A 20,940-nucleotide genomic window follows, 5' to 3' on the forward strand; every position below is an offset into this window, starting at 1 on the left:
AGCGTGACGCTACTCGGGGGCCGTTGCCCCGTGCACCGGGTGCGGATCGGTGAGGTCCCACCCGGGCAGCGGATCGGGCAGCGTCCGCCACGAGTCCGGGCCGGCGAGCAGCTCGCCGTCGGTGAGCAGCGCCGGGTCCAGCCGGGCCGCGACACCGGCCGCCGTCACCCCGAGCCCGATGAACACGATCTCCTGGCCGCGCGGACCGCCGGTCTCCGTCCAGTGCGCGGCCGGGTCCAGTGCCACGTTGGGCCCGGCCTGCGACCAGAGCCCGGCGAGGTCGGGGCGGGAGGCGATCCAGCAGAAGCCCTTGCTGCGGAGCAGCCCGGGCCACTCGGCGAGCGCGTCGAGGAGCCGGGCGGGGTGGAACGGGCGGGACGCCCGCCACGTCACCGACGCGATCCCGTACTCCTCGGTCTCCGGGGTGTGCGTGCCCTCCAGCTCCTGCGCCCAGCCGGGGGTGCGGGCCGCGCCCACCGGGTCGTACCGGTGGGTGTCGAGCAGCTCCGCGACCGGCACGTCCCCGCGGACCGCCCGCCGGATCGGGGCGCCGGGGTTCATCCGGCGCAGCAGCGCCTCGATCCGGCCGAGCCGGTGCGGCGGGACGAGGTCGGTCTTGTTGAGTACCAGGAGGTCGGCGAACTCGACCTGGTCGGCGACCAGGTCCGCCAGGGTGCGCTCGTCGCCGTCGGCGGCCTGCAGCCCGCGGTCGGCCAGCGCCTCCCCGGTGGTCAGGAGCGTCTCGAACGCGGACGCGTCGACCACCGTGATCATGGTGTCGAGCCGGGCCCGGTCGGAGAGGGCGGTGCCGTCGTCGAAGGTCCACTCGAAGGTCGCCGCCACCGGCATCGGCTCGGAGATCCCGGTCGACTCGACGACGACGTGGTCGTAGCGGCCTTCGGCGGCGAGCTCGCCGACGGTGGTCAGCAGGTCCTCGCGCAGCGTGCAGCAGATGCAGCCGTTGGTCAGCTCGACGAGCCGTTCCTCGGTGCGGTGCAGCGTGCCCTGCCCGGCGACCAGCGCGGCGTCGATGTTGACCTCGCTCATGTCGTTCACGACGACCGCGATCCGGCGGCCCTCCCGGTTCGCCAGCAGGTGGTCGAGCAGGGTCGTCTTCCCGGCCCCCAGGAAGCCGGACAGGATCGTGACGGGCACGCGCGGATCGGCCATACCGATAACGGTAACAGTTGTCTATAAAGCTCTTCGGGTCAGCTGCGGGTGCGGCGCTCGACCTGCGCGCGGACGCCGGGGAGCAGGTCGTCACCGGCCGCGAGCAGGCCGGGGAGCAGCTCGGGTTCGGTGAGCAGCGCCCGGAACGCGGTGCCGATCGTGACGCCGTGCCCCGGCCGGTGCTCGACGGTCACCGGGTCCCCGGCGTGGACCTCGCCGGGCTCGACGACGCTCAGGTAGGCGCCGGGGCGGGCGGCCCGGGTGAAGGTCCGCACCCAGCCCCCGCGCTCCAGCCACGCCGCGAACGTCCGGCACGGGATCCGCGGCACCGTGACCTGCAACAGCACCGCACCGACCCGCCACCGCTCGCCGAGCTCGGCGCCCGTCACGTCGACCCCGCGGGTGGTGAGGTTCTCGCCGAACGTCCCGGCCCGCAGCGGGCCCAGCTCGGGCTCCCAGCCGTCGAGGTCCTCGCGGGCGTAGGCGTAGACGGCCTGGTCCGGGCCGCCGTGGTGGTCGGTGTCGCAGATCGGGTCGCCGTCGAGACCGCTCTCCCCGGGCCCGGGGACCTGCACGGTGACCGGCCCGGTGGCCGGGAGCTTGTCGATGCCGGACGCACCGGTCTTGGCGAGCACCGCGCGCACGATGCCGACGTTCACCGACTCCACGACTCCCACGGGGCCGACGGTAGGCCCTTCGCGGGTCAGGCGGGCTGTGCGGCGCCGTACGCCGAGCGCAGGGTCGTCTTCAGCACCTTGCCGGACGGGTTGCGGGGCAGCTCCGCCACGACCTCGACGCGGGTCGGGCGCTTGTAGCGGGCCAGCCGGTCGGCGCAGTACTCCGTGATCTCGTCGAGCGTCGGGGGATCGCCGGGGTCGGCCGGGACGACGACCGCCAGCGGCGTCTCGCCCCACCGTTCGTCGGGCACCCCGATCAGCGCCACGTCGGCGACCTTCGGGTGCCCGGCCAGCACGTTCTCGACCTCGGCGCAGTAGACGTTCTCGCCGCCGCTGATCACCATGTCCTTCTTGCGGTCGACGACGTAGAGGAAGCCGTCCGGGTCCTCGCGCACCAGGTCGCCGGAGTGGAACCAGCCGCCGCGGAACGCCTCGGCCGTCTCCTCGGGCCGGTTCCAGTACCCGCGCATCACGGTGGGGCCGCGGTAGACGATCTCGCCGACGTCGCCGGGCCGGACGTCGGCCATGTCCTCGTCGACCACCCGGACCTCGACGTTGACCATCGGGGTCCCGATCGAGCCGATCTTGCGGATCGCGTCCTCACCGCGCAGCGTGCAGGTCACCGGGCTGCACTCGGTCTGGCCGAAGGCGGTCACCACGCTCGCCTGCGGGAACGTGTCGATCATCGTGCGGATCAGCGTCGTCGACGCCGGTGCCGCGCCCCAGGAGATCCGTCGCAGCGCCGACAGGTCGCGCGACGCGAGGTCCGGCACCGCGCAGATCGCCTGCCACTGCGCGGGCACGAAGAAGCACGACGACACCCGTTCGCGCTCCAGCAGCGCCACCGTCTCCACCGGGTCGAACCCGCCGGACGGCGGTACGATCGTCCGCCCGCCGGAGATCAGCGACGGCACCATCCCGGCGAGCCCGGCGATGTGGAACAGCGGCGCCCCGGACAGCCAGACCCGGTCCTCGCTGGTGATCCCGAGGTGTGTGATCTGGGAGAACGCGTGCAGCAGCAGGTTGCGGTGGGTGAGCACCGCGCCCTTCGGCCGTCCGGTGGTCCCCGAGGTGTACATGATGTAGGCGGCCTCGTCGTCGGAGGCGTCGTCGTCCCACCGGTCCTCCACCGGTGGGAGGCCCTCGGTGTCCGCGCCGATCACGAGCACCGCCCGCACCGCGGGGGTGTCGGCGCGCGCGTCCGCCACCGTCGCGGCGAACGCCTCGTCGCACACCACGGCCGTCGCGCCGCAGTCGGCGAGCTGGTAGCCGATCTCGCCCGCGGTGAGCCGGAAGTTCAGCGGGACGCAGATCGCGCCGCGACGCAGCACCGCGAGGTACGCCTCGACCAGCTCGACCGAGTTCAGCCCGAGGACGGCGACCCGGTCACCGCGGGCGACCCCGCGGTCGGCGAGCCCGCCCGCGAGCCGGGACACCCGGTCGTCGACCTCGGCGTAGCTGCGTGCGGTCCGTGGATCGGCCAGTGCCGGCTCGTCCGGCCGGGTGCGGGCGTGCCGCGCCAGCAGGTCCGCCATCGTCATCCCGCGCCCGGTCACCGTCACCGCTGCCTCCCACCGTCGGGCCCCGCCGGGCCACTGTGGTCCAGGACACCCGGGTGAGGCAAGATCGCCGCCCACGGGGCAGGGTGCACAGGTGTCCACCACCCCCGGCGACGACGGCGTCCCCGACGGTCCGCGCAGGCTCCGGCTGCTGCAACTGGCCTCGCTGATCAGCACCTGCGACCGGTTCGCGATCGCGCCGTTGCTGGTGCCGATCGCGGTCTCCTTCGGTGCCCCGCTCTCCGCCGCGGCGGGTGCGGCCGGCGGCTACTTCCTGGCCTACGGGCTCATGCAGGTCGTGTGGGGTGTCCTGTCGGACCGGGTCGGCCGGGTCCGGGTGATGCGGCTGGCGCTGGTCGGGTCGGTGCTCGGCGGCATCGCGTCGGTGCTCGCGCCGAGCCTCCCGCTGCTGATCGGCGCCCGGGTCGTCACGGGTGCGTGCACCGCGGCACTGATCCCGGCCGCGCTGGTCTACGTCGGCGACACCTGGCCCACCGCGGTGCGGCAGCGGCCGCTGTCGGACCTCCTCGCCGCCACCGCGCTCGGCACGGCGGTCGCGACGGCCGGCGCCGGCCTGCTGGCCGACCTCGCGGGCTGGCGGCTCGTCTTCGGGGTGTCCGCGGCGGCGTGCGCGGTGCTGTTCGTGGCGCTGCGGGCGCTGCCCGAGCCGGACGTCGCCGGTGCCGCGCCCGCCGCCGACCGGGCCGGGGTGCGGGGCTCGGTCGTCCGCCCGCTCGCGGCGGTGTGCGGGAACGGCTGGGCGCTGGTCGTCCTGCTGCTGGCGTTCGTCGAGGGCGCGGTGGTGCTGGGCGTGCTCACCTACCTCGCGCCCGCGCTGCAGGCCGGGGGCAGCTCGGCGGCCCTGGCCGGGCTCGCCGCCGGCGGCTACGGCGTCGGCGCGGTGGTGTTCTCCCGCGTCGTACGACGGCTGGTGGGCCGGTGGAGCCCGGCCGGGCTCGCCACGGCCGGGGGCGTGTTCCTCGTCGTGGCGTGGGTGTTCCCGCTGGTCACGGTGCATCCGGTGACGATCGCGGCGGCCGGGCTGTGCCTGGGCGGGGCGTGGGCGTTCCTGCACTCGACCCTGCAGACGTGGGCGACCGAGGTCGTCCCGCAGGCCAGGGCGACGGCCGTCGCGCTGTTCGCGACGCTGCTGTTCCTGGGCAGCTCGGCCGGCACCGCGCTGGGCGCCCCGCTCGCCGACGCGGGCGCGTTCGGCACGCTGTTCCTCGCCGCGCTGCTGGTGTCGGTCCCGCTCGGTGCGGGCGCGGCGCTCGCCCGCCGGCGGTACTCCGCCGGCTGAGCGGGACGCCGGCCGGGATCACACGTACCGGTCGCGCAGCTCCCGCTTCACGAGCTTGCCGGTGGGGGTGCGCGGCAGGAAGTCGGTGAAGTCCACCGACGACGGCGCCTTGTAGTGCGCGATCCGCTCCCGCACGAAGTCGATCAGCTCCCGCTCCAGCTCCGGCCCGGTCTCCACACCCTCCGGGGTCTGGACGACGGCCTTGACCGCCTCGCCCATCTCCTCGTCCGGCACGCCGATCACCGCGACGTCGAGCACCTTCGGGTGCAGGGCGAGTGCGTCCTCGACCTCCTGCGGGTAGATGTTCACCCCACCGGAGATGATCATGAACGCCTTGCGGTCGGTGAGGAACAGGAAGCCGTCGGAGTCGACGTAGCCGAGGTCGCCGGTGGTCGTCCAGCTCTCGTGCACCGGGTGCTGCGCGGACAGCGTCTTGCCCGGGTCGTTGTGGTACTCGAAGGGCCGCTCGTCACGCTCGAAGTAGACGGTGCCGATCTCGCCCGGGCCGAGCTCCGTGCCCTCGTCGTCACAGACCCGGATCGTGCCCAGGCCCGCCCGGCCGACCGAGCCGGGGCGCTCGGCCCACTGAGCCGAGTCGATGAACGTGATGCCGTTGGCCTCGGTCGCGGCGTAGTACTCGTGGAGCACCGGGCCCCACCAGTCGATCATCGCCTGCTTGACCTCGACCGGGCACGGGGCGGCGGCGTGGATCGCGACCTCCAGCGACGACACGTCGTAGCGCGTCCGCACCGCCTCGGGCAGCTTCAGCATCCGCACGAACATCGTCGGCACCCACTGCGAGTGGGTGACGCGGTGCTGCTCGATCAGCGCGAGCGCCTTCTCCGGGTCGAACCGCTCCATGACGACGACGGTGCCGCCGAGCGCCTGCACCGTGGCGGTGAACCGCAGCGGCGCGGCGTGGTAGAGCGGCGCGGGGGAGAGGTAGACGGTGCCGGGGCCGAACCCGTACATCGGCCCGAACAGCGCCTGGTAGGTGTCGCCGGGCTCGTCGACCTGACGGTCGGGCAGGGTCGGCTTGATCCCCTTGGGCCGCCCGGTGGTGCCCGAGCTGTAGAGCATGTCGGCGCCGCGCGGCTGGTCGGCCGGCGGCTCGGCGGACACCGTGGCCAGCGCGGCGTCGTAGTCCTCGTACGACGACGCACCCGGGATCTCCCCGCCGAAGGCCAGCCGGACCGGCACGTCGACGTGGTCCTCGACGGCGGCGGCCAGCCCGGCGACCCCGGCCGAGACGACGAGCGCCTTCGCACCGCAGTCCCGGACGATGTACGCGGCCTCGGGCGCCGACAGGTGGTGGTTCACCGCGGTGACGTAGAGGCCGGACCGCTGCGCGGCCCAGTAGACCTCGTAGACGCGGGCGGCGTTGTCCGAGACCAGCGCGACGACGTCGCCGCGGCGCAGACCGGCGGCGTGGAAGTGGTTCGCCAGCCGCGCCGAGCCCTCCTCGAGCTCACGGAACGTGAGGGTGTCGCCCGAACCGCCCATGATCACGGCCGGCTTGTCGGGCGTGGTGGCGGCGTGCGTGCCTGGGTACATCTCGGCCTCTCGTCGACGGCGGCGCGGCGCGGACGCGACCTCGGGGCCGGGTGCCGCACGGAATCTCCGCCGCAGATCCTGCCATCCGCGCGCCGCGCGCCGGTACGCGCCGGACTAGGAGTGCGCGTTCTGATAGGCCTCGAGAACGGACGAGGGGATACGCCCGCGCTCCGAGATCTTCATGCCCTGCGCGATCGCCCATTCCCGGACGGCCCGGTTCGCGGCCCGTTCCGAGGCGCTCGATCCGTTCGACGAGGTCGACGCGGGCCCGCTGCCGCGGCGGCCCCCGCCCGACCGGCGGGCCGCCGAGACGTACGGCGCCAGGGATTCCCGCAGCCGCTCGGCATTCGCGGAGGACAGGTCGATCTCGTACGACCGGCCGTCGACGGCGAACTCCACCTGCTCGTCGGCCTCCGAACCGTCCAGGTCGTCGACCAGCGTGATCGTCGTCTGCTGTGCCACGTCGTCATTCCTTCCGGGGGAATCTCGGGCGTCCGAGCGGAGGAATCGGCACCGCTGCGGGAAGCCGATATCCCCTCGGGAACGACCTGGAAGCGAACGGTGAACCTATTCCGGAGAGGACGATAAGGTATGCCGATGTTCCGTGTCGAACCCCTCCGGAAAAAGCGTCGGAGTCGTGATGCGGCACGATGTCGGCCCCGGCCGCGGGGCCGGGCCAGAACTGCGGATGCGGCGTACGGGTGACGGGGAATCGGCGGAAAGGCGCAGTTCGGGGCCGGATTCAGCGGGGCGCGGGCCACCACGGTTCGGCCGGGACGGCCGCGCGGGCCCCGTCGGTCGTCGAGATCCCGGTCAGGTCGATCCGCCGGCCGGGCCGCGGCAGGGCGAGGACGACGTCCTGGGCGGCCGCCGCCTTGCGGGCCCGCTCCACCGGCTCGTCCCACGGGTGGAAGCCGAGGTTGAAGGTCGCCCAGTGGATCGGCAGCATCACCCGGCCGCCGAGCTCGCGGTGCGCCGTGACGGCCTGCTCGGGATCGAGGTGGATGTCCGGCCACAGCTCGGCGTAGGCCCCGACGGGCAGCAGCGTGAGGTCGAACGGGCCGTGCTCGGCCCCGGTCCGGGCGTGCACCCGGCTCGGTCCGGAGTCCCCGCCGACGTAGACCGAGTGGTCCGGGCCCGCGACCTTCCAGGCCGCCCACTGGGTGGTGTTGCGGCGGAGCCCGCGCCCGGAGAAGTGCCGGGTCTCCAGACAGGTCAGGGTGAGACCGGCGACGTGCACGACGCCGTCCCAGTCCCGCTCCACGACCCGGTGCCCCGGCACGCCCCACGACCGCAGGTGCGCGCCCACCCCGACCGGGCAGACGAACACCGCGGAGGTGTCGCGGGCCAGCCGCAGCACGGTCGGCCGGTCCAGGTGGTCGTAGTGGTCGTGGCTGAGAAGCACGACGTCGGAGTCGGAGAACGTCGCGAGCGGCGCGACCGGCGGGTGCAGCCGTCGCGGACCGGTGAAGGGGACGGGCGAGGCGTACTCGGACCACACCGGGTCGACCAGCACCCGGCGGCCGTCGACCTCGAGCAGCGCACCCGCGTGCCCCAGCCACGTGACGGCGAGCCCGGCGGGCACCCGCGGGACGTCCGGCCGGGCCAGCGGCACCGGACCGGGCGGCACGCCGCGGCCCGCCCGGCTGCGCAGCATGTTGAGCAGCATCCGCAGCGAGGCCCGGACCCGTGGCAGGCCGGGCTCGGTGTTGGCGAACGTGCCGCCGACCGCGTTCTCCGACGCCGCGGCCACCCGGCGCAGCTCGGCGTCGCGCGCGCCCATGTTGCGGCGGACGTGCAGGCCGAGACCGGCCAGCGCGAGCAGGGGGGAGGCGAGCGCGGCGCGGGAGGAGCAGCGGGTCAGGCGGGGCACGATCTCCACAGTACGAACGCCGGGCCCGGCGCTCCCACCTACGCTCTCGATCGTGACGGACGTTATGCGGGCACGGGTCGAGACCGAGAAGCACGGGCACGTGCTGCTGGTGCGGATGACGCGCCCGGACAAGCGCAACGCGGTGGACGCCGCGATGACCGCGGCCCTCGACGAGGCGCTGAACCGGCTCGACGACGATCCCGACCTCTGGTGCGGGGTGCTCGCCGGCGACGTGTCCGCGTTCAGCGCCGGGACCGACCTGGCGGGCGGGTCCGGCGGGCCGACGCCGCGGGGCGGGAACTACGGCGTCGTCCGGCGGGACCGGCGGCGCCCGCTGATCGCGGCGGTGGAGGGCGCGGCCCTCGGCGGAGGCTTCGAGATCGTGCTGGCCTGCGACCTGGTCGTCGCCTCCCGCACGGCCCGGTTCGGGTTGCCGGAGGTCGCCCGCGGGCTCGTCGCGAACTGCGGTGCGCTGTTCCGGGCGCCGCGGCCGCTCCCGCTGAACGTGGCCAAGCAGATGCTGGTGACGGGCCGCCCGCTCGACGCGGAACGCGCGCACGCCCTGGGCCTGGTGAACGAGCTCGTCGAGCCGGGGGAGGCGGAGGCCGCCGCGCTGGAGCTGGCCGGGCAGGTCTGCGCGAACTCGCCGCTCGCCGTCTCGCTGTCGTTGCGCGCGCTCGAGCGGGTCGTCGCCGAGCCCGACGAGCGGGGCTGGGCGGCGACCGAGATCGCGTCGGCCGAGGTGAAGCGCTCCGCGGACGCGGAGGAGGGCGTCGCGGCGTTCCTGGAGAAGCGGGAACCGCGCTGGACCGGGCGCTGAGCCCGACCGGATAGGCTCACGCCATGGGAGGCGGGACGGCGCGCGAGGACCTGGTCGCGCTGCTTCAGGACTACGCGGGCGAGGCCGAGCTGCTCGGGCAGGCCTTCGCCGGCCGGCACGGCCTGCACCCGACGGACCTGCACGCGCTGCTGGCCGTCATGCGGGCCGACGCCGCGGGGGAGCCGCTGACCCCGGGCCTGCTGGGTTCCCGGCTGGGCCTGTCGACCGGGGCGACGACCGCGCTCGTCGACCGGCTGGAGCGGGCCGGGCACGTGCGCCGCACCCGGGAGTCGGCCGACCGGCGGCGGGTGACGCTGCACCAGGCGGAGAACGCGGCCCGGGTCGGTGGGGCGTTCTTCGGCCCGCTCGGCCACCGGATGGACGCCGCCCTCGCCGACTTCGACGAGGCCGAGCTCACCGCCGCCGCCCGCTTCCTCACCCGGATGAACGCGCTCGTCGCGGACTACCGCGCCGACCTGGCGGCCGAGAACCCCGCGTCGTGAGGTCCCGGCCGCCCGGGCCGGTTCAGGCGTCGGCGGTGGCGGTCTCCAGGTACTCGGCGAACTTGGCCCGGGCCGCCCCGGTCCGGGTCGGGACGTGCTCGGTCGGCACCTCGACCGGCGTGTAGCCGCGCAGGATCCGCCGGGCGACGGACTCCTTGTGCACCTCGTCCGGCCCGTCGTAGATCCTGGCCGCCCGCGCCGCGCGGTACATCTGCTCCAGCGGCAGGTCCCCGGAGAAGCCGAGCGAGCCGTGCACCTGGATCGCGCGGTCGATCACGTCGTGCAGCACCCGGGCACCCCAGTACTTGATCATCCCGATCTCGACCCTGGCGTTGGAGGCGCCGACCCGGTCCATCGTCCAGGCCGCCTGCAGGGTGAGCAGCCGGGCGGCCTGCATCTCGGCCGCCGACGTGGCGATCATGTCCTGCACCATCTGCTTGTCGGCCAGCCGGGAGCCGCTCGCGGTGCGGCTCACCGCCCGCTCGCACAACATGTCGAACGCCCGTTGGGACTGGCCGAGCCAGCGCATCGCGTGGTGGATCCGGCCCGGCCCCAGCCGCTGCTGGGCGAGCCGGAAGCCGTCGCCCTCGTTCCCGACGAGGTTCTCCGCCGGCACCCGGACGCCGCGGTAGAACACCTCCGCGTGCCCGCCGTAGAGCTCGCCGCCGACCTCGGGGTGGTCCATCACCGGGATGTCCCGCGCGACGTCGACGCCCGGGGTGTCCGTCGGCACGACGATCATCGACGCCCGCTGGTAGGGCGGCGCGTCCGGATCGGTCACGACCATCACGATCAGGAAGTCCGAGGCCGTGGCGTTCGACGAGAACCACTTGTGGCCGTCGATCACGTACTCGTCGCCGTCGCGGACGGCGCGGGTCGTCAGCATCGTCGGGTCGGCGCCGGCGCCCGGCTCGGTCATGGAGAAGCAGGACCGCAGCTCCCCGCGCAGCAGCGGGTGCATCCAGCGCTCCTTCTGCTCGGCGGTGCCGCCGAGGGCGAGGAGCTCCGCGTTGCCCGAGTCCGGGGCCTGGTTGCCGAAGATCCCCGGCGCGTACCGGCAGCGGCCGAGGATCTCGTGCATCAGCCCGAGCGAGACCTGGCCGAACCCGCCGCCGCCGAGCTCGGGCGGCAGGTGCGCGGCCCAGAGCCCCTGTTCACGGACCTGCTCCTTGAGCGGCGCGGTGATCCGGTCGAACGTCGGCCGGTCCAGGTCGAGGGTCTCCAGCGGGATGATCTCGTCGCGGACGAACTCCCGCATCCACTTCAGCTTCTCCTCGAACTCCGGGTCGGTGCTGAAGTCCCAGGCCATGTCGAGCCGCCCTCCGTCGCGCGTTCGTTGCCACTGCGAACCTAACCGCTCGGTCCGCCGACGGGAACGCGTGCGGGCGGACCGGCCCGTTGCGGTGATCGCGGCCGGGCGGGAGGCTGCGGGGATGAGCCACGTGGACCTGACGGGCCTGTCGTACGAACCGCTGACGCCGACGTCGTACCTCGACCGGGCCGCGGCGGCGCACGGCGACCGGGTGGCCGTCGTCGACGGTGACCTGCGGTTCACCTACGCCGAGCTGCACGAGCGGTGCCGCAAGCTCGCCGGCGGGCTCGCCGCGATCCACTCCGGACGGCCGGTGGCGGTGCTCGTCCCGAACACGCACGTCGGCCTGGAGGCGGCCTACGGGGTGCCGTGGTCGGGCGTGCCGCTGGTCGCGGTCAACACCCGGCTCTCCGCGGGCGAGGTGGCCTACATCTTGGAGCACTGCCGGGCGTCGGTGCTGGTCCACGACCCGGTGTTCGACGAGCTCGTCGCCGACGTGCTGGGCCGTCTCGACGACCCGCCCCGGGCCGTCCGGGTCGGGGACGACTACGAGCGGCTGATCACCTGGGGCGAGCCGACCGCCGTCACCCCCGACGACGAGCGCGCGCTGCTCTCGATCAACTACACGTCCGGGACGACCGGGCGTCCCAAGGGCGTGATGTACCACCACCGCGGCGCCTACCTGCAGGCACTGGCCATGGTGGGGCACACCGGGCTGACGCCCTCGTCGGTGCACCTCTGGACGCTCCCGATGTTCCACTGCAACGGCTGGTGCTTCCCGTGGGCGGTCACCGCCGCCGCGGCGACGCACGTCTGCCTGCCCCGGGTCGAGCCCGCCCGGATCTGGGAGCTGGTCCGCGACCAGGGCGTCACCCACCTCAACGGCGCGCCCACCGTGCTGTCGATGATCGCCCACGCCCCGGAGGCCGGGCCGGTGGCGACGACGGTGCGGGTCGCGACCGGTGGCGCTCCGCCCAGCCCCGCGATCCTGCGCCGGATGGCGGAGCTCGGCTTCGAGGTCACCCACCTCTACGGCCTCACCGAGACGTTCGGGCCCGCGATGATCTGCGACTGGCGACCCGAGTGGAACGCGCTCGACGGCGAGGCGCAGGCCCGGATGAAGGCCCGCCAGGGCGTCGGGAACATGATCGCCTGCGCGGTCCGGGTGATCACCGACGACGGCGGCGACGCCCCGGCCGACGGCACCACGACCGGGCAGATCGCGCTGCGCGGCAACAACGTCATGCTCGGGTACCTCGACGACGAGCAGGCCACCCGGGAGGCCGCACCGGACGGCTGGTTCCGGACCGGGGACATCGGCGTCATGCACCCGGACGGCTACGTCGAGCTCCGCGACCGCTCGAAGGACGTGATCGTCTCCGGCGGGGAGAACATTGCGAGCGTCGAGGTGGAGCAGGCGATCGCCGACCACCCGGACGTCCTGGAGGTCGCGGTGATCGCCGTCCCCGACGAGCGCTGGGGCGAGGTCCCCGCCGCCTACGTGACCCTGCGCGACGGCGCGACGGTCACCGAGGAGGAGATCGTCGAGCACGTGCGGACCCGGCTGGCCCGGTTCAAGGCGCCGAAGCGCGTGGTGTTCACCGAGCTCCCGAAGACCTCCACCGGCAAGATCCAGAAGTTCGTGCTGCGCGACGAGGCGTGGGCCGGCCAGGACCGCCGGATCAGGTGAGGGCGCTCATCGACGTCCACTCGTCCCACGGGACGGTCCAGTCGTAGAAGTCGCCGTCCTGCTGCGTCAGCGGCTCCGAGCTGCCCGTGACCTCGACCGGGTCGCCGAAGGTCGCCATCGCGAAGAACGCCTTGCCGTCCTTCGTGGACAGGTTGACGCAGCCGTGGCTGACGTTGCGGTTGCCCTGCGCGTACGACGACGACGGGTTGGCGTGGATGAACTCGCCGTTGTTGGAGATCCGGACCGCCCAGTACTGCGGCTCGTCGACGTAGCCGTACGCCTCGTTGGTCATGAGGACCTTCTCCGACTTGCCCATCACCACGTGCGTGCCGGAGCGGGTGACCCGGTTCGGGTCGGACTCCATGCCGTAGGACGCGTCGTAGCGGGCGATCTCCTTCCCGTCCCGGACGACGACGATCTGGTGGCTCCGGGTGTCGGCCTTCACGATCTGGCTCCGGCCGACGGTGAAGGTGCGGTCGACGTCCTCGGTGGCCCAGGTGCCGTCACCGAGGTCGGTCCCGCGCAGCGCGCCGTGCACCCGCACCGTCGTGTGCGCGGGCCAGTAGGTCCTCGGCCGGTAGTGCACCCGCGAGCCCTCGGCGGTGTCGGGCAGCCACGCCCACGCGCCCTCGACCGGCTTCGACGTCTCCACCCGCAGCGTCCGTTCGACGGCCGCCTTCGCCGCGTCGGACAGCTCGCCGGGGAAGCGCAGCACGATCGGGGCGCCGACGCCGACCTCGCCGCCGTCCCGGACGTTCATCGTCGCGTCGAGGGTGTCGGCGGGATCGACGGTGGTGAAGGGGTCCGCGGCCAGCGGCCGCCGGTCGTCGCCGGTCACGACCCACGAACCGGACCAGCGGTAGGTCGTGCCGAACTCCAGCGGATCGGTGCTGGTCCAGCGGCGACCGTCGGGCGAGAGCCGGCCGGCGACGGGGCCGTCGTCGCCGGTCAGGGCGACGTTCTCCAGGCGGCCGGTGCTGACCTCGGCCGTCGCCGGGTCGCGGGGTGCGACCGGCGGGCCCGGGCGCGGGGAGGTGGAGAGGACGACCGGGACCGGTGGTGCCTCCGGCTCCGGGGCCAGGCCGAACCGGTCGAACACCCCGGCCAGGTCGCGTGCCACGGTGCCGCCGATCCGGCCCTCGGCGACGGCGGCCGTCCCGCCCGCGACGAGCGCGACGAGTGCCACCAGCCCGACGGTGAACAGCGCGAGGCTGCGGCGGTGCAGCGAGCGACGACGACCGCGCGGCGTGTGCCGCCCGCGCGACCGCTCCCAGGACCTGGACATGGTGAGATCTTGACGCTTGTGTCACCCACACGGGGGGAACGACACGTCACCATCGGGTCACGGGTGTGCGGACGGATGACACGCTGACCCCATGAGCTACGACGTCGCCGCCGTCCGCAGCCGCTTCCCCGCGTTGCGGGCCGGGATGGCGCACTTCGACGGCCCCGGCGGCTCGCAGGTGCCCGACGCCGTCGCCGGAGCGGTCGCCGGAGCGCTCACCTCGCCGCTGGCCAACCGCGGGACGATCACCAGCGGGGAGCGGGCGTCGGACGGGATCGTGCACGGCGCGCGGGCCGCCGTGGCCGACCTCCTCGGCGCCGACCCGCGGGGGATCGTGTTCGGGCGCAGCATGACCGCGCTGACCTTCGACCTGGCCCGCACGCTGGCCGCGACGTGGTCGCCGGGTGACGAGATCGTCGTGACCCGGCTCGACCACGACGCCAACATCCGGCCCTGGGTGATCGCGGCGGAGGCCGCCGGCGTGACCGTGCGGTGGCTCGACTTCGACCCGGGGACCGGCGAGCTCGACGACGTCGCACCGCTGCTGTCCGGCCGCACCCGCCTGGTCGCGGTGACGGGTGCGTCGAACCTGATCGGGACCCGGCCCGACGTCCCCGCGATCGCCGCGGCGGTGCACGCCGCCGGTGCGCTGCTCATGGTCGACGGGGTGCACCTGACCGCGCACGCCGCCGTCGACGTCCGGGAGCTGGGCGCCGACTTCTACGCCTGCTCGCCGTACAAGTTCCTGGGCCCGCACTGCGGGGTGCTCGCCGCCGACCCGGCGCTGCTGGAGACGCTGCGCCCGGCCAAGCTGCTGCCGTCGACCGACGCGGTGCCCGAGCGGTTCGAGCTCGGCACCCTGCCCTACGAGCTGCTGGCCGGCACCACCGCCGCGGTCGACTTCCTCGCGGCGCTCGACGGCGGGACGGGCGATCGGCGGACGCGGCTGCGGGCCTCGCTCGCCGCGGTGCACGCCCACGAGGAGCCGCTGCGGGAGCGGATCGAGGCCCACCTCGCCACGCTGCCCGGGGTGACGGTCCGGTCCCGGGCGGCGTCGCGCACGCCGACGCTGCTCGTGACCTTCGACGACCGCGACCCGGCCGACGCCTACCGCTGGCTCGCGGAGCGTCGGATCGCGGCGCCGTCGTCGTCGTTCTACGCGCTGGAGTGCTCGCGGCGGCTCGGCCTGGGGGACACCGGATCCCTGCGGATCGGCCTGGCCTGCTACAACGACGACGGCGACGTCGACCGCCTCCTGGAGGCGCTGTCCGGCTTCGTCGGGGCGTGATCCGTCGTATGTGAGACTGTTCAGGTGATTCGCCTTCGGTGGCTCGCCGCCGTGCTCGTCCCGCTCGCGCTGCTCGCCGGGTGCTCGGCGCCCGTCGCCGACCCGCCACCGGCCGGGTGCGTCCCGGGGGCACCGGCCCCGACCGGCGACGTGCCGTTCGCGCACGCGTCCAACGTGGAGATCACGGGGGAGGACGGCTACCGCCTGCTGACGGTCCGGCAGCCGTACCCGGGCGGGCCGCTGCAGTCGGTCGTGCTGGTCGGGTGCGGGGAGCCGGACCCGGTGCTGCCGGCGGACCTGGCCGGGGCCCCGGTCGTGCGGACGCCGGTGCAGGGGATCTTCGCCGCCTCCACGACCCAGCTGCCGATGATCACCGAGCTGGGCCTGCTCGACCGGCTGACCGGCGTCGGGAGTCTGGCCGCCGTCAGCGACCCGCAGGTGCGGGCGCACGTCGAGTCGGGCGCGGCGGTGGAGTTCGCGCCGGGCTCGACCGTCGACGGGGAGCGGGTGGTCGCCGACGCCCCGCCGGTGGTGCTGTCCGGCGGCACCGATGATCCCGCGTTCCCGGCGCTGCGCGCAGCCGGCGTCCCGGTCGTCGGGTGGGCCGACTACCTGGAGTCCGGCCCGCTCGGCCAGGCCGAGTGGATCAAGGTCATGGGCGCGCTGACCGGGACCGACGCGCAGGCCGCAGCCGCCTTCGACGGGATCGCGCAGCGCTACACCGAGCTCGCCGGGCGGGTGCGCGGCGCCCCGCCGGTGCCGATCGTCGCGGGCCAGCCGTACCAGGGCAGCTGGAGCGTCCCGGGCGCCGACTCGACCGCGGGCATGCTGTTCCGTGACGCGGGCGCGAGCTGGTCGGGTCTCGGCATCCGCTCCACCGGAACCAGCCCGCAGACCCTGGAGAGCGTGCTCGCCGCGGACGGCGGCGCCGGGATCTGGCTGGCCGACGGGCCGTGGGCCACCACCGCGGACATCGCGGGCACCGACCCGCGGCTCACCGCGGTCGCGGCCGCCGGGCCCGGCGGGCAGGTCTGGACCCGCGACGCGTTCCTCGGCCCGGACGGCGGCAACCAGATCTACGAGCGCGGGGTGCTGCACCCCGACGAGATCCTCGGCGACCTCGTCGCGATCCTGCACCCCGGCCTGCTGCCCGGCCACGAGTTCGTCTACTACCGGCAGGTGCCCTCCGGATGACGGGCACGGAGCCGGGCGTGGCCCTGCGGGACCGGCCCGGCCGGTCGGCGGAGCGTTCCGGCGGGCGGGCACCGCTCGTCCTCGCCGCGCTCGGGGCGGGTGTGCTGGTGCTGTTCGCCCTCGCCGTCTCGACCGGTTCGGTGGTGATCCCACTCGGCCGGACGGTCACCGCGCTGCTCGGTGTGGGTGCCCCGGACGCCCGGCTGGACCTGCTGGTCACCGACCTGCGGGTGCCGCGGGCGGTGACCGCGCTGCTGGCCGGGGCCGGGCTCGGCGCGGCCGGACTGCTCACCCAGACCCTGTTCCGCAACCCGCTCGCCGAGCCCTACGTGCTGGGCGTCAGCGCCGGGGCGGGCCTCGGCGTCGCCCTGGTGACGACGGCCGGTGCCGCGGGGACCGCCACGGTCTTCGCGACCGGCGGGCTGGGCGCGGTGCCCGTCGCGGGCGGGCGCCTGGCGACCGTGGCGGCTGCCGCCGCCGGGGCCGGTGTGGTGCTCGGCCTGGTGCTGCTGCTGTCCCGGTTCGCCCGCTCGGTCACGGCGCTGCTGGTGATCGGCGTGATGCTCGGATCGGTGGTCACCTCGGTGGTCGGCCTGCTGCTGGTCTGGACCGACCCGCGGACCGCGCAGCAGTTCCTGATGTGGGGCCTGGGGAGCGTCGACGGCGTCGCCCGGGGTGAGCTGCCGGTGCTCGCGGTGGTCGTCGCCGCCGGTCTCGTCGTGGTCGTCCTGCTCGCCAAACCGCTGGACGGCCTGCTGCTCGGCGACGACTACGCCCACACCGCCGGCGTCGACGTCGCCCGGGTGCGGGTCGTCGTCCTGCTCGTCGCGGCGGTGCTGGCGGGGGCGGTCACGGCGTTCTGCGGGCCGATCGGGTTCGTCGGGATCGCCGTGCCGCACCTGGCCCGGGCCGCCGTCGGGACCTCCCGGCACCGGGTCCTGGTCCCCGCCACCGCGCTCACCGGTGCGCTGGTCGGGCTGGCCTGCGCCGTCGTCGCGCACCCGCCGGGCGCCGGGACGGTGATCCCGCTGAACGTGGTGACCTCGCTGGTCGGGGCACCGGTGGTGATCGCGGTGCTGCTGCGGTCGCGGCGGCTCGGCGGTCGCGCGTGGTGACGGCGCCCGTCGCGGGGGAGGACGGGGCCGGGCTGCGGCTGTCCGGGCTGACCGCCGGGCACCGGGCGGACGGGGCCCTGCGCGGCCGCCGGGCCGTGCCGGTCCTGTCCGGGGTGTCGGCCGTCGCGGGGCGGGGGGAGCTCACGGTCCTCCTCGGCCCGAACGGTGCGGGAAAGTCCACGCTGCTGCGGACCCTCGCGGGGCTGCAGCCCGCGCTCGGCGGCACGGCGGCGCTCGACGGCGAGGACCTGGCGGGACTGCGGGCGCCCGCCCGGGCGCGCCGGATCGGGGTCGTGCTCACCGAACGGCCGGATCCCGGCCTGCTGACCGGGCGCGACGTCGTCGAGCTGGGGCGGCTGCCGCACACCGGCTCGGCGGGCGTCCTCGGCCCGGCCGACGACGCCGCCGTCGACGCCGCGATCGACGCCGTCCGGGCCGGGGCGCTGGCCGGACGCCCGCTGGCCCGGCTGTCCGACGGCGAGCGCCAGCGGCTGATGATCGCCCGCGCGCTGGCCCAGGAACCGTCGCTGCTGCTGCTCGACGAGCCGAGCGCGTTCCTCGACGTCGCCGCCCGGGTCGCGCTGCTCGGCCTGCTGCGGCGGCTGGCCCGGGAACAGGGGCTCTGCGTGCTGCTGTCGACCCACGACCTGGAGCTCGCGCTGCGGCTCGCCGACCGGGCCTGGCTGCTCGACGGCGCCGGGGGCGTCCGGACCGGGACGCCCGCCGAGCTCGCCGGCGCGGGTGCGATCGGCGCCGCGTTCGACACCGACGAGCTGGCCTTCGAACCGGCGACGGGCACCTTCCGGCTGCGCACCGGGACGGCGTGACCGTCTCCGCAGGTGCGGGCACCGCACGGGGCGTCCGTCCGGCGTCGCGGGGTCGCGGGCATCGGTGACCGACATCACCTGATCGGCGGTACGGCGGAGCGGATGCGGCGTACTCGCGCGGTTCCGGGCGCGGCCTCGGACCTGCGCTCCGATCATCTCCGCAGCACCGTCGCACCGGGCGGGTGCGGAGGGCGGCGCCGGCCCGCGGGAGTCACTAGGTTCGGCTCCGACGCGACCGCCGCCGGCCCCGTGCCCGCGCGGTCCCCTGAACCACCTCCGAGGAGACCCGATGTCCGATGCCGCGAGCGCGGCCGAGCTCGAGTCGCTGCTGCTGTCCCGGTCGCTCGACGACCCGGAACTCGCGGCGGCCACCGAGCGCACGCCCGACACCCCCGTCCTGCCCGACGTGTCGGTGGTCAAGGTCGGCGGCCAGAGCTTCGTCGACCGGGGCCGCGAGGCGGTGTTCCCGCTGGTCGAGGAGCTCCTGGAGGCGCGGTCCTCGCACCGGATGCTGATCGGCACCGGCGGCGGCACCCGGGCCCGGCACGCCTACGCGCTCGCCGCCGAGCTGGGCCTGCCCACCGGCGTGCTGAGCTCGTTCGGCAGCGCCGTCGCCGGGCAGAACGCCACGATGCTCGGCTACCTCATGGCCAAGCACGGGGTCCCGGTCGTCTCCGGCGGCGGGTTCGAGGCGCTGCCGCTGTACCTGTCGGAGTCGCGCGCGGCGATCTTCGCCGGGATGCCGCCGTACGCGATGTGGCAGCCGCTGCCCGACGAGGGCGTCATCCCGCCCTACCGCACCGACGCCGGCTGTTACCTCGTCGCCGAGACCTACGGCTGCAAGAACATGATCTTCGTCAAGGACGAGGACGGCCTCTACACCGCCAACCCGAAGACCGACCCGAGTGCCACGCTGATCCCCGAGATCACGGTCGAGGAGCTGATCGAGCGGGACCTGCCCGACCTCGTGATCGAGCGCCCGGTGCTGGAACTGATGACGCGGGCGAAGCGCGTCCGCAGCGTCCAGATCGTCAACGGGCTCAAGCCCGGCAACCTCACCCGCGCCCTCGCCGGCGAGCACGTCGGCACGATCATCACCGCCGGAGACGCCCGATGAGCACCACGTACACCAAGGACGTCGAGTCCGCACTGGCCCGCCAGACCCTGATGGACCGCGAGCAGGTCCGCCCGGTCGACCAGCAGCAGCCGGTCATCCGGATGCTGCCGACGCTGCGGGTCGTCGTGCTCGGCGGGCGGTCCGTCATCGACCGCGGCCGGGACGTGCTGCTGCCGCTGGTCGACGAGATCCGCGCCGCCCTCGACGGGGACCCGCTTCTGCTCGCCACGGGCGCCGGCATCCGCGCCCGGCACGCACTCGGCGTCGGCCTCGACCTCGGCCTGCCCACCGGCGCGCTCGCCGAGCTCGCCGGCCGCGAGGCCGAGCAGAACGGTCACCTGGTGGCGGCGCTGCTGGCCGACCGCGGCGTCGCCTACCTGGGCCACGACACCGTCGCGCACCAGCTGCCGGTGCACCTGGCCGCGTCGAACGCGGCCGTCACCAACGGCTTCCCGCCCTTCGGTGTGCACGAGTTCCCGGCCGCGACCGGGAAGATCCCGCCGCACCGCACCGACACCGGTGCGCTGCTGCTCGCCGACGCGTGGGGCGCGGCGTCGCTGACCTACGTCCGCGACGTCCCGGGCGTGCTCGACGGCGACGACGTCGTCGGGTCGGTGACGGCCGCCGAACTGCTCGCCGACCCCGCCCGCGGCCTGCCGGTCGACCGGGAGGCGCTGGTGACGCTGCAGCGGGCCAAGCACGTCCGGTCGTTCCAGGTGGTCGACGGGACCGTGCCGGGCACCCTGACCCGGGCGCTGGCCGGGGAGCACGTCGGGACCGTCGTCTCCGCCTGACGGAGCGGACGGGGGCGGACCGGAGCGGACCGCGGCGGACCGGGCCCTAGCCGGTGGGTGCCGCCGGGGCGGGCTCGTCCGCGGGGACCGCCACCGGGCCCTCCGCCGCGGGCCGCCGTCGCCGGGCGACGACCGCACCGATCGTCAGGACCACCAGCCCGGCGACGGCCAGCAGGAACGGCACGGAGCCGGGGTCGCCTCCGTAGGCCCCGATCGTCACGAACGCCACGGCCGACGGCAGCACCCCGACGACCGACCCCACCAGGTAGTCGCGCATCCGGATCGCGGTCAGGCCGCAGGCGTAGCTGAGGACCGGGAACGGGATGACGGGGAGCAGCCGCCCGCCCGCCACCGTCCAGAGCCCGCCGCGGCGCAGCCGCTCGTCGAGCCGGCGGATCCGGGCGTTGCCGAGTCCGGCGATCACCTCGCGCCCCAGCACCCGGGACACGACGAACCCGGCCAGCGACCCGGTGGCGACGGCGACCATCGTCGTGGCCAGCCCGACCGGCAGCCCGAACAGGACACCGGCCGCGATCCCCATCAGCGTCGCCGGGGCCGGGACCAGCGTGAACGCCGCGAACAGCAGGGTGAACAGCACCGGGGCCGCCCAGCCGGCGCCGAGCGTCACCGCACGGATGCCGTCCAGGGTCGGCAGGCCGGTCACGAGCAGCACGGCCGAGCCGGCCGCGACCAGCAGGACCAGCAGCGCCGGGCGCCACCATCGGGCCACCGTCGTCCACCTCCACACACGACTCACGGGGGATCTCACCCGGACCTACGACGCGCGTCGCGCCGCCGGTTCGGGCGTTCCCCCCGCGGTGGCGGTGAGCGGGTCACGGGCTGCGGTGTGCGGTGGCTCTGC

General features: G+C 74.8%; 19 protein-coding genes. 10 read left to right on the plus strand and 9 right to left on the minus strand.

What is annotated here, in order from left to right; all coding sequences use genetic code 11:
• Positions 1–9: 9 nt before the first annotated feature.
• Genes PP1_RS28160 through PP1_RS28170 form a run of 3 tightly spaced genes read right to left on the minus strand, consistent with a single transcriptional unit; the run spans position 10 to position 3,388 of the window.
• Positions 10–1,170, minus strand: a complete 1,161-nt coding sequence (locus tag PP1_RS28160; protein ID WP_010225934.1) for a GTP-binding protein — start codon at positions 1,168–1,170, stop codon at positions 10–12.
• 38 nt (positions 1,171–1,208) lie between these two features.
• Positions 1,209–1,847, minus strand: coding sequence for an MOSC domain-containing protein (locus PP1_RS28165; protein WP_029239273.1), 639 nt, complete (start codon positions 1,845–1,847; stop codon positions 1,209–1,211).
• A 26-nt stretch (positions 1,848–1,873) separates the two neighbouring features.
• The gene (locus PP1_RS28170; RefSeq protein WP_050802237.1) at positions 1,874–3,388 is read right to left on the minus strand and encodes a long-chain-fatty-acid--CoA ligase; all 1,515 of its coding nucleotides are present in this window, start codon (positions 3,386–3,388) and stop codon (positions 1,874–1,876) included.
• A 112-nt stretch (positions 3,389–3,500) separates the two neighbouring features.
• Here PP1_RS28170 and PP1_RS28175 point away from each other — a divergent pair, with 112 nt between their 5' ends.
• Entirely contained in the window at positions 3,501–4,706 is a 1,206-nt protein-coding gene (locus PP1_RS28175) for an MFS transporter (protein WP_075314420.1), read from the plus strand.
• Positions 4,707–4,724: 18 nt separating this feature from the next.
• Here the strand turns inward: PP1_RS28175 and PP1_RS28180 are convergent, their stop codons facing one another.
• The 3 genes from PP1_RS28180 to PP1_RS28190 form a co-directional block, all read right to left on the minus strand.
• Complete coding sequence (locus tag PP1_RS28180; RefSeq protein WP_010232692.1) at positions 4,725–6,260, minus strand: acyl-CoA synthetase; 1,536 nt, start codon at positions 6,258–6,260, stop codon at positions 4,725–4,727.
• Between the two features lie 114 nt (positions 6,261–6,374).
• Positions 6,375–6,722, minus strand: a complete 348-nt coding sequence (locus PP1_RS28185; RefSeq protein ID WP_010232694.1) for a histone-like nucleoid-structuring protein Lsr2 — start codon at positions 6,720–6,722, stop codon at positions 6,375–6,377.
• Between the two features lie 280 nt (positions 6,723–7,002).
• The gene (locus tag PP1_RS28190) at positions 7,003–8,133 is read right to left on the minus strand and encodes an MBL fold metallo-hydrolase (RefSeq protein WP_139323900.1); all 1,131 of its coding nucleotides are present in this window, start codon (positions 8,131–8,133) and stop codon (positions 7,003–7,005) included.
• 52 nt (positions 8,134–8,185) lie between these two features.
• Between PP1_RS28190 and PP1_RS28195 the strand changes: the two genes are divergently transcribed.
• Together PP1_RS28195 and PP1_RS28200 are read left to right on the plus strand one after the other, a co-directional pair.
• A complete protein-coding gene (locus tag PP1_RS28195) occupies positions 8,186–8,953 on the plus strand; it encodes an enoyl-CoA hydratase-related protein (protein WP_227012565.1) in 768 nt (255 codons plus the stop codon).
• 23 nt (positions 8,954–8,976) lie between these two features.
• A complete protein-coding gene (locus PP1_RS28200) occupies positions 8,977–9,456 on the plus strand; it encodes a MarR family winged helix-turn-helix transcriptional regulator (protein WP_010232700.1) in 480 nt (159 codons plus the stop codon).
• Between the two features lie 22 nt (positions 9,457–9,478).
• Here PP1_RS28200 and PP1_RS28205 read toward each other — a convergent pair whose 3' ends face one another.
• Positions 9,479–10,765, minus strand: a complete 1,287-nt coding sequence (locus PP1_RS28205; RefSeq protein ID WP_010232702.1) for an acyl-CoA dehydrogenase family protein — start codon at positions 10,763–10,765, stop codon at positions 9,479–9,481.
• Between the two features lie 124 nt (positions 10,766–10,889).
• Here PP1_RS28205 and PP1_RS28210 point away from each other — a divergent pair, with 124 nt between their 5' ends.
• Positions 10,890–12,458, plus strand: a complete 1,569-nt coding sequence (locus tag PP1_RS28210) for an AMP-binding protein (RefSeq protein ID WP_249266009.1) — start codon at positions 10,890–10,892, stop codon at positions 12,456–12,458.
• Here PP1_RS28210 and PP1_RS28215 read toward each other — a convergent pair.
• Positions 12,451–13,743 (minus strand): L,D-transpeptidase, encoded by a 1,293-nt coding sequence (locus PP1_RS28215; RefSeq protein WP_010232706.1) that lies wholly within the window; start codon positions 13,741–13,743, stop codon positions 12,451–12,453. The genes PP1_RS28210 and PP1_RS28215 overlap by 8 nt on opposite strands.
• Before the next feature lie 91 nt (positions 13,744–13,834).
• Between PP1_RS28215 and PP1_RS28220 the strand changes: the two genes are divergently transcribed.
• From PP1_RS28220 to PP1_RS28245, 6 genes are all read left to right on the plus strand, one after another.
• Positions 13,835–15,031 (plus strand): cysteine desulfurase-like protein, encoded by a 1,197-nt coding sequence (locus PP1_RS28220; RefSeq protein ID WP_010232708.1) that lies wholly within the window; start codon positions 13,835–13,837, stop codon positions 15,029–15,031.
• A 24-nt stretch (positions 15,032–15,055) separates the two neighbouring features.
• Positions 15,056–16,225: an ABC transporter substrate-binding protein gene (locus tag PP1_RS28225; RefSeq protein ID WP_029239667.1), complete on the plus strand. Its 1,170-nt coding sequence runs from the start codon at positions 15,056–15,058 to the stop codon at positions 16,223–16,225.
• Positions 16,222–17,340 (plus strand): iron ABC transporter permease, encoded by a 1,119-nt coding sequence (locus PP1_RS28230; RefSeq protein ID WP_010232713.1) that lies wholly within the window; start codon positions 16,222–16,224, stop codon positions 17,338–17,340. The genes PP1_RS28225 and PP1_RS28230 overlap by 4 nt, the downstream gene beginning before the upstream one ends.
• Positions 17,337–18,167, plus strand: a complete 831-nt coding sequence (locus PP1_RS28235; RefSeq protein WP_060576580.1) for an ABC transporter ATP-binding protein — start codon at positions 17,337–17,339, stop codon at positions 18,165–18,167. The genes PP1_RS28230 and PP1_RS28235 overlap by 4 nt, the downstream gene beginning before the upstream one ends.
• A gap of 289 nt (positions 18,168–18,456) precedes the next feature.
• Entirely contained in the window at positions 18,457–19,284 is an 828-nt protein-coding gene (locus PP1_RS28240; protein ID WP_010225151.1) for an amino acid kinase family protein, read from the plus strand.
• Positions 19,281–20,078 carry an amino acid kinase family protein gene (locus tag PP1_RS28245; protein ID WP_010225150.1) on the plus strand — a complete coding sequence of 266 codons (798 nt, stop codon included), beginning with the start codon at positions 19,281–19,283 and terminating at the stop codon, positions 20,076–20,078. The genes PP1_RS28240 and PP1_RS28245 overlap by 4 nt, the downstream gene beginning before the upstream one ends.
• A gap of 46 nt (positions 20,079–20,124) precedes the next feature.
• Here the strand turns inward: PP1_RS28245 and PP1_RS28250 are convergent, their stop codons facing one another.
• Entirely contained in the window at positions 20,125–20,808 is a 684-nt protein-coding gene (locus PP1_RS28250) for a TVP38/TMEM64 family protein (RefSeq protein WP_010225149.1), read from the minus strand.
• Positions 20,809–20,940: the final 132 nt, after the last annotated feature.

Source organism: Pseudonocardia sp. P1, from assembly GCF_000178675.2.
In the GTDB taxonomy this organism is placed as follows: Bacteria; Actinomycetota; Actinomycetes; order Mycobacteriales; family Pseudonocardiaceae; genus Pseudonocardia.